An 8,942-nucleotide genomic window follows, 5' to 3' on the forward strand; every position below is an offset into this window, starting at 1 on the left:
GAACTGTACCGCAGTTGCCGTGTTGACGATCGACGCCGAGGATTGGGGTACTCCCCTCCAAGACTCGTCCTATCCTACACGGAACTTAGAACGCACCTGTGGAGGGGTTGGCAGAGATTTCGACGGTGCGGGTATCTGCTGACTCCTCGTCAGCACCGTCAGTGCCTTCAGCTTCCTGGACTTCCTTCGGTGCCTCTGCCGGGTCAGCTCCCTTGATCATCCAAATGATGGTGTCGAGCTCTTCCGGTTTGACCAGCACCTCACGGGCCTTGGAGCCTTCCGAAGGCCCAACCACACCGCGTGATTCCATGAGGTCCATGAGGCGGCCGGCCTTGGCGAATCCGATGCGCAGCTTGCGCTGGAGCATCGAGGTGGAACCCAGCTGGGACGTGACCACGAGGTCGACGGCCTCCAAGAGGTCGTCCATGTCCTTGCCGATCTCCTCGTCGATCTCCTTCTTGGCGTCCTTGGCTTTATCCTCCGTGACACCTTCAGTGTAGTTCGGTGCGCCCTGTGCCTTCGCGGCGTCGACAACCGCTTGCACTTCCTCATCCGAGACGAACGCGCCCTGCATGCGCACTGGGCGTCCGCCCTGGGGGATAAACAGGCCATCGCCCATACCGATGAGCTTCTCGGCACCACCCTGGTCCAAGATGACGCGGGAGTCCGTGAGCGAGGACGTCGCGAACGCCAGGCGGGACGGCACGTTGGTCTTGATAAGGCCGGTGACCACGTCCACGGACGGGCGCTGTGTTGCGAGCACGAGGTGAATACCAGCTGCGCGCGCCTTCTGGGTGATGCGGACGATGGAGTCCTCGATCTCCTTCGGCGCCGTCATCATGAGGTCCGCGAGCTCGTCCACGACGCACACGATGTAGGGGTACGGGCGCATCTCTCGCTGGGAGCCGGCCGGGGCCTGGTATTCGCCGCTGCGAACCTTGCGGTTGAAATCCTCGATCTTGCGCACGCGGGCAGCCTGCATGTCCATGTAGCGCTGCTCCATCTCCTCCACCAGCCACTGCAGGGCCGCAGCAGCCTTCTTTGGCTGCGTAATGATTGGGGTGATGAGGTGCGGGATACCCTCGTAGGGCGTGAGCTCGACCATCTTCGGATCCACCAGGATGAGGCGAACATCCTCCGGGGTCGCGCGAGTGAGCAGCGAGACCAGCATCGAGTTCACGAACGCCGACTTACCTGAACCGGTTGCACCGGCCACGAGAAGGTGCGGCATCTTCTTCACCGAGAAAGAGGTGAATTGACCCTCGATGTCCTTGCCCAAGCCAATGAGCATTGGATCGTCATCAGCACGCAGTGCCGGGGAATCCAAAACATCACGCAGGCGCACCATTTCACGGTCCGCATTAGGCACCTCGATACCGACTGCAGACTTGCCCGGAATCGGGGTCAACAGGCGCAGGTTATCCGTCGCCACTGCATAAGCCAGATTGGACTGCAGGTTCGTAATCTTCGAAACCTTGACGCCTGGCCCCAGCTCAATCTCATAGCGCGTCACTGTAGGGCCACGGCTAAACCCGGTGACCTGGGCATCGACCTTAAACTCCTCAAATACTTCAGTGATGGCTTCGATGATGCGGTCGTTGGCCTCCGTGCGAGCCTTCGCAGGCTTGCCGGCCGTAAGCAGGTCAGTCGTCGGCACGTCATAACCGCCTCCCAGTGCGGTATCTTCCGCACCGCTCGGGGCCGCGGGTGCTTGTTGCGCCGCGTCTTGAACATCCTCGTCGACCTTGGCGCCCGTGCGCGCATCGCGCCCGGAACGCTCCTGGAACATACGAACGGCCTCGGAGTGTGCGGCAGAGACAACGTCCTCCCCGGCCGCCCCAGCAGACGCTGCGCTTGCCGACGCCCCCGCGGCTGCCGCCCCCAGCGCCGCACCGGCGGCACCGCCAACGTCTACGCGGGGACGCTTCTGCTGTGCAGGCTTGTGCGCAGGTTTCTCAACCGGCTTCTCGACAGGCTTCGGTGCTGCCTTCTGCTTCTGCTCCGGCGCCGGAACAACGGGGATCTCGTCGGTGTCATCGACGCGGCGCTCGGGCACGGCATCAAAGGAGGGGCGGCCATGTTGGACCGGTTCCTGCTTCGTGGGCTGTGCCGCCGAGTCAAAGGAGACCGTGGCGTTTTCATCCGGCAGAGCCGGGTAGCTCTGCGTGTGCTGCGTGCGCTGGCGCTGACGCGGACGCGGGGTATGGACCGGGCGCGTGGGGCGCTCGCGCCCCTCGGCGATGGCGTCGATGTCATCGCTGACATAGCCGTAGTCATCTGCGGAGGCGTCGTCAAGCAGCTCATGCTCCGAGCGGTCCTTCCGGTCACGGAGTCCACCGACGAGCGCAGAGAATTGAACAGCCACGAAGTCATAGGCTTCGCGCAGGGTGATGCCGGTGATGTTGAGCGCCCCATAGACAATCAACAGGAAGAGCAACGGCACGGCCACGTAGCTAGAGAAGGCTGCTACGAGCAGCTCACCAATAGCAAAACCGATAGCGCCTCCGGCCTCACCGGCGGCGTTTTTATTCCACGTAAGGTCCGGGAGCCCAGCAAAGATGTGGATAAGGCTCAGCATGCAGACCACGATGAGGGCCGTGCCGCCAACCACGCGCGGCTTGAAGTGGCCGGCCGGGCCGGAAAGATCCATCATGAGCGCGATAGCTACGGCGATGAGCGCAACAGGAAGAACATAGGCGCCCGCGCCAATCACATAGCGCACAGCATTGGTGAGGTACTCACCGATAATGCCAGCCACCTGGAACCACGTAGCGCATGCCAAGACGATGGCCACACCAATCAGCACGAGCGCGACCGCATCCGGGTTGGAGACGCGAATGCTCTTCTCTACCCGGGCGGGGCGCTCCATGATGGTCGTCGGCATCTCGCCGTCAACGTCCTGGGCACGGGTCACCTTGCTTTTCGACGAGGCGCCACCCTCAGCCCTGTTGCTAGTTCTCTTATTCTTCGCGCGTCCAGAAATTTCCCCTGGCTCCCTCACATCGTCGTAATCATCAAAAGCCTCTTCGTCATAGGACGCATCATAAGCGGGATCATAAAGATCCTCGTCCCGATCTCTCGCTTCAGCTGGCTTGAGTCCGGCGAGGCCATGCCCGACTCCCCGCGCCATACTCCCCATGCCCCGGGCTGTAGCGCCAAATACGGTGCCCAGTCCGTGACCAACGGCACGAAAGGCGCTGCCGGTCCTCTCTTCGGAGGTCTCGGCAGCGCGGGTAGCAGACGTCAGCGAGTAGCTTGTGCGGCCCGACGGTCGCGAGCGATTGGCCGTGCGACCTCGGCCGGAGGCGCGAGACGGAGCGTTCTTGACAGACATGATTGCCACTCTAGTAGCAAAAGCCCCATTAACAACATGCGCCACACACGTATGGCGAAGAAAATTAGCAGTTCAGCCTACAGGCTTGACCTTACGATTGCAGATTCATCGCCTTCAATCTCGACATCAGCGACGTCGCGGCCGAAGGCCCACAAGAGCACCTCGGACACGGTACCTCGTACGCGAACCACAGCGTCGCCTTGTCCAGACACACGGTGTCTATCCGCAGCCACGATCGGCGGGAAACCTTGTGGCTCCAGGACAACGGGCAGGCGCGAGTGCGACAGCAGTTTTGTGCCTAGCATTTTCAACGGCGCCAGTAGCTCTTTGTTAACTGCGCGTGAAAGATCTCTTGGTTCAATGCGCCCATTAGCTCGGCGGATATCCTCATGGTGGACAAAGTGCTCGGCCGCGTTGAACACGGAGTCTGCATAGCGCAGAGGGCTAAACCTAGATGCTCCCCTCCCCCACGCATCCACCAGCTCCTCATACGTCATGCCTTCGCGGACCCCATCCGCGACGCTCCGTGCATGAGAGGACAGCGCTGGAATAAAGGAACCGAGCACAGCATCAGGGCGGTTCTCACGCACCCACAAATGCGTTGCTAGGTCCCGGGTTGTCCACCCTTCGCACAACGTCGGGGCATCAGGGCCAAGCTCATGGAACAACGCCACCATCTTGGCGCGCTCTGCTGAAGAAAACGACATGCGCCCCAGCATACCCACCGGAGGCGGGAACACTGGGGCGCTTGCGGCCTTAGCTTTAGAGCGATTCGCGGGAAGCCTGAACTTCGTCGTCGTCAGGCAGCAGGATATCCGAGTTCGTCGGAACGATGGTCGGCAGAATCACCGGCTCGCGCTTGTACTTGGAGTCCATGAGCTTCGAGACCTTGCGGCGCAGCTTCTGCACCATGCGGTAGGTATCGTTCTCCCCCTCAGCGGCGAGGTCGTTCATGGTGTTCTCCACCATCTCGGCGACCTCGGGCACGATACCGCGGTCATCGTCGGAGAAGCCCGTCGTGGACACCGTCGGGTGCTCAAGGAGGCGCGAGGTGCGGTTATCGATGACACAGGTGATGGAAACGACACCGCCGGCGCCCAGGTTGGTGCGGTCCGCGAGGGTATCGGCATCGACATCACCCATCGACACACCATCGACGTAGAGGTTGCCCACCGGGATCTGGCCGACGACCTCAGCACGGCCGTTGCGCAGATCGACGACAACGCCGTTCTGCGCAAGGACCACGCGATCACGGGCCACACCAGTGGAGACTGCCAGCTCCTTGTTTGCACGCAGGTGGCGCCACTCGCCGTGCACCGGCATGGCATTCTTCGGGCGTGCAGCGTTGTAAAGGAAGAGCAGCTCGCCACCATAGCCGTGGCCGGAGGCGTGGACCTTAGCTTCCTTGTTCGTGATGACCTCAGCGCCAATCTGGGACAGCATGTTGATAACGCCGAACACGGCCTCCTCATTACCCGGAATCAGGGAGGAGGAGAAAATGATGAGGTCACCATCGCGGACGGTGATCTGGCGATGCTCACGACGGGCCATGCGGGACAGCGCCGCCATCGGCTCGCCCTGGGTACCGGTGGTGATGAGCAGCACCTTGTGCGGAGCCATCTTGGCTGCCTCATCGATCGGGATGATGGTGCCGCGCGGAACCTTCAGGAAGCCCATCTTCTCCGCGATTTCCATGTTGCGCATCATGGAGCGGCCGTTGAACGCAACCTTGCGGCCTGCGGCCACGGCGGCGTCGATAGCAGCCTGCACGCGGTAGACGTTCGAGGCGAAGGATGCGATGATCACGCGCTGCTTTGCCCCAGAAACCAGGCGCTTGAACGTTGCCGGAATGTCGCCCTCAGAGGCGGACACACCCGGGATGTTGGCATTGGTGGAATCGCACAGCATGAGGTCCACACCTTCGTCGCCGTAGCGCGACAGAGCAGGCAGATCCGTCGGGCGGTTATCCAGCGGGGTCTGGTCCAGCTTGATGTCACCGGTGTGGATGATGTTGCCAGCCGGGGTTCCTAGCATGACGCCGAGGGCATCCGGGACGGAGTGGTTCACTGCCCAGAAGCGGCAACGGAACGGACCGTAATTCACATCGGACTTCTCATTGACCTCAACGAACTTCGGCTTCTGGCGGTGTTCCTTACACTTGGCAGCAATCAACGCAATGGTGAAGCGGGATGCCACAATCGGGATATCCGGGCGCAGCTTCAGCAGCCACGGGATAGCACCAATGTGGTCCTCGTGCGCGTGGGTTACGACGAGCGCCTTGACCTCTTGAATCTTCTTCTCAATCGGGCCAAAGTCCGGGAGAATCAGGTCCACACCAGGCTCACCGGAGGACGGGAAGAGCACACCACAGTCGATGATGAGCATCTCATCCTGGTACTCAAAGACGGTCATGTTTCGACCGATCTCGGAAATACCGCCCAAGGCATAGATACGCAGAGAGTCCTTCTGCTGCTTCGGCGGCTCCGGCAGACGCTTGGTCAGATCCGCGCCCTGCATGGACTTAGGCACGTTGCGACGGCCGCGGTTGTTGTTGTTGCGATTGCGGTTGTTACGACCACCGTTGTTGTTATTGCCGTTGTTGTGGTTGTTGTTGCCGCCGCGGCCGCGACCACGGCCGCCACGGGAACCACGAGAACGGGAGCGACGGTTGCCGTCGTCAGAGCTTCCAGACTCCTTAGAGGATGCGCCGGAAGCAGCCGATTCCTTCGGCGCTTGGAAAACCGGCGAAGCCGCCTCATTCGAGGCGGTCTCGGTCTCCGAAGGCGGACCCGCCTTACGGGTCACCTTGCGGGAACGGTTACGGGATTCAGTCATTCTTAAAGGACTCCAGCCTTTTCCAAATCGTGACGGAGAACCTCGATCTCATCCGCGTCAGCCGCGGAAACCGGGAGACGAGGTTCTCCAACTTCAATGCCCTGCAGGCGCAAGGCAGCTTTAACAAGAGTTGCTCCTCCGAGGCGGCCTTGCGCCTCGACGAGCGGGGACAAAGTTTTCGCGTTGATCTCTCGTGCACGTGCGATATCACCTTCGTCGAAGGCCACATAGAGATCAGCCAGGGCACGCGGGGCAATATGACCAATCACGGAAATAACGCCTGAAGCACCGAGGGCCAGCCACGGCAAGTTCAGCCCGTCATCTCCGGAGTACCATGCCAATCCGGTTTCCTGGATAAGCGGTGCAGCCGCTACAAGATCGCCCTTGGCGTCCTTGACGGCCTTGATGTTCGGCACTTCCGCGAGGCGAAGAAGGGTCTCCGTCTCAATCGGAATGCCCGAGCGGCCAGGGATGTCATACAGACAAATGGGGAGGTCCACGGCGTCAGCGACAGCGCTAAAGTGCGCATACACACCGGCTTGGGAAGGCTTGGAGTAATACGGAGTTACAACCAAGAGGCTGTCTGCTCCCGCATCAGCGAAAGCGCGCGCTGCTGAAATGCTGGTGGCGGTGTTATTGGTTCCCGCTCCCGCACACAGCTTAGCGCGACTGCCTACCTCTTCCTTTACAGCTGCAAACAGCTCCAGTTTCTCATCCAATGACGTCGTCGGTGACTCACCCGTGGTCCCAGCCAAAATGAGCGAATCAATACCGTTATCAACCAGATGAGCTGCCAGGCGACGGCCAGCGGGCACGTCCAAGGCGCCATCCTGGTCAAATGGAGTGACCATAGCTACGCCTACGCGTCCGAAGGTGTCGACGCCTGTCTGTGCTGTCATACCTGTGCTCATAGGCGTCAAGATTACCCGCTTTCGCCCATATTGGCCGCATCGGGGTCGTGCGCGAGTCTCCTGCAAAGCCTTTAAGCGTACGGGCTCGAAGCCATTTCGGTCCCGTCGGACAAAGTGGTGATGTGGAAGTCGTCGAAAAGCACCGGCGATTGCTCTCTCAACAGCTTCAAGCATGTCACCGCCAATTGGCGCATCTCAGTATCAGCCTGCTCGGTTGCCCGAGCGCCGATAAAGTGGCGCCACGCACGGTAGTTGCCGGTCACTACTATGCGGGACTCTGTGAGATTGGGCAAAACCGCACGCGCTGCCTGCCGCGCCTGCTTCTTACGAAGCAATGCGTTTGGTTCCTCTTCCAGTTTGGACTCGAGGGCGTCGAGAAGCTCTTCGTAGACAAACCTCGCTTCATCAGCCGCTTGTAGCGTTAACCGCGTTAGCTGCTCATCTTCTGCAATGAACTTGGGCAGCACGACCTCTGCTTCGTCGAAGTGTACGAAGCGTTGTGAAAGCTGGGAGAAGGAGAAGTGCCGGTGGCGCACCAACTCATGCGTTGCCGAGCGCGACAGCCCTCTTATATACAGCGTCGCGGTGGCATGCTCCAGAAGCGCGTCGTGGCCCACTTCCAAGATGTGGTGTAAATAAGACTGGTTCGACGCGGTACGAGGATTTGGCTTATCGAAGGACTCGTAACACGCACGCCCAGCAAACTCGACTAAAGCCTCGCTTTCCGACGCCCCCTCGTCCGCCTTCCAATCCACCCCTCGTGGTGCATGAAACGCCGTTGCCGCGATGAGTTGGACATCAAGCTCAGAGACCTTTGCCATTACAGCCCCAGATACTTCTCAAGCCCCACGGTCAAACCTGCGTGGGAGGAAATCTCGCGCACACCAAGCAAAACACCGGGAGTAAAGGAAGAGCGGTCATAGGAATCCTGGCGGATGGTCAGGGATTGCCCTTGGGTACCGAAGATTACCTCTTCATGCGCCACCATTCCCTGCATGCGAACTGCATGGACGTGGACGCCATCAACGTCTGCACCTCGCGCACCGTCAAGGGACTGCTCGGTCTTGTCCGGCATTGCATCCAGGCCAGCTTCCTTACGAGCCTTCGCAATTCCCTGCGCAGTATGAACCGCCGTGCCGGACGGCGCGTCAAGCTTATTCGGGTGGTGGTATTCAACAACCTCGGCGCTATCGAAGAACTTCGCCGCTTGGGCAGCAAACACCATGGTCAATACAGCTGAGACAGCAAAGTTCGGAGCGATGAGAACGTTGCCAGCGCCCTCCTTCTTAGTCCACTCCTCTACCTTGGCTAGCCGCTCCTCGTCGAAGCCCGTGGTGCCGACAACAGCATGGATTCCATTGGCGATACAAAACTCAAGATTATCCATAACCGAAGCGGGCTGAGTGAAGTCGACGGCAACCTCGGCGCCTGCTTCAACTAGCTTCTCCAGCGGGGTTTCGCGATCAATTTCAGCGACAAGCTCCAGATCTTCTGCAGCGTTGACGCCCTCCACGATTGCCTGCCCCACGCGGCCCTTAGCGCCAAGGACACCCACCTTGATAGTCATTCACAATCCCTTCATACGTGTTCATACGGTTAGCTGTGCCCAGTCTATCCCCGCCGCCGGCAGGGTTTTGGACAGGGCAGAGAGGGCCGCCATAAACCTCGACCAATTGGGTAGTTCACTGGCGTTTAGGCGGTTTTACAACCTGCCACATTTATATCGCACATCCAATCTAATGTGACGCGACTACCCCCGTTTGTAGTAACGACTTGACGTGAATTCATTACAGGCTATGGCTATGTGTGGTGAGGGTCGGTAGAATCATTGTTAGAACATTTCTTCTAACTCATGTTTCTAG

6 protein-coding genes are annotated in these 8,942 nt (G+C 60.0%); all 6 read right to left on the reverse strand.

Annotation, left to right across the window (positions count from 1 at the left end):
- Positions 1–85 precede the first annotated feature (85 nt).
- Complete coding sequence (locus HMPREF2792_RS05105) at positions 86–3,334, reverse strand: DNA translocase FtsK (RefSeq protein WP_070531438.1); 3,249 nt, start codon at positions 3,332–3,334, stop codon at positions 86–88.
- Between the two features lie 77 nt (positions 3,335–3,411).
- Entirely contained in the window at positions 3,412–4,053 is a 642-nt protein-coding gene (locus HMPREF2792_RS05110; protein WP_070531440.1) for a TIGR03085 family metal-binding protein, read from the reverse strand.
- Positions 4,054–4,096: 43 nt separating this feature from the next.
- Positions 4,097–6,169: a ribonuclease J gene (locus tag HMPREF2792_RS05115; protein ID WP_070531443.1), complete on the reverse strand. Its 2,073-nt coding sequence runs from the start codon at positions 6,167–6,169 to the stop codon at positions 4,097–4,099.
- A 2-nt stretch (positions 6,170–6,171) separates the two neighbouring features.
- A complete protein-coding gene (gene dapA / locus HMPREF2792_RS05120; protein WP_070531446.1) occupies positions 6,172–7,080 on the reverse strand; it encodes a 4-hydroxy-tetrahydrodipicolinate synthase in 909 nt (302 codons plus the stop codon).
- A 71-nt stretch (positions 7,081–7,151) separates the two neighbouring features.
- A complete protein-coding gene (gene thyX, locus HMPREF2792_RS05125) occupies positions 7,152–7,901 on the reverse strand; it encodes an FAD-dependent thymidylate synthase (RefSeq protein ID WP_070531448.1) in 750 nt (249 codons plus the stop codon).
- Positions 7,901–8,647 (reverse strand): 4-hydroxy-tetrahydrodipicolinate reductase, encoded by a 747-nt coding sequence (dapB, locus tag HMPREF2792_RS05130; protein WP_070524515.1) that lies wholly within the window; start codon positions 8,645–8,647, stop codon positions 7,901–7,903. Before dapB ends, thyX begins: the two co-directional genes overlap by 1 nt.
- Between the last annotated feature and the right edge of the window lie 295 nt (positions 8,648–8,942).

This window comes from Corynebacterium sp. HMSC068H04 (assembly GCF_001811255.1).
Lineage (GTDB): Bacteria > Actinomycetota > Actinomycetes > Mycobacteriales > Mycobacteriaceae > Corynebacterium > Corynebacterium hesseae.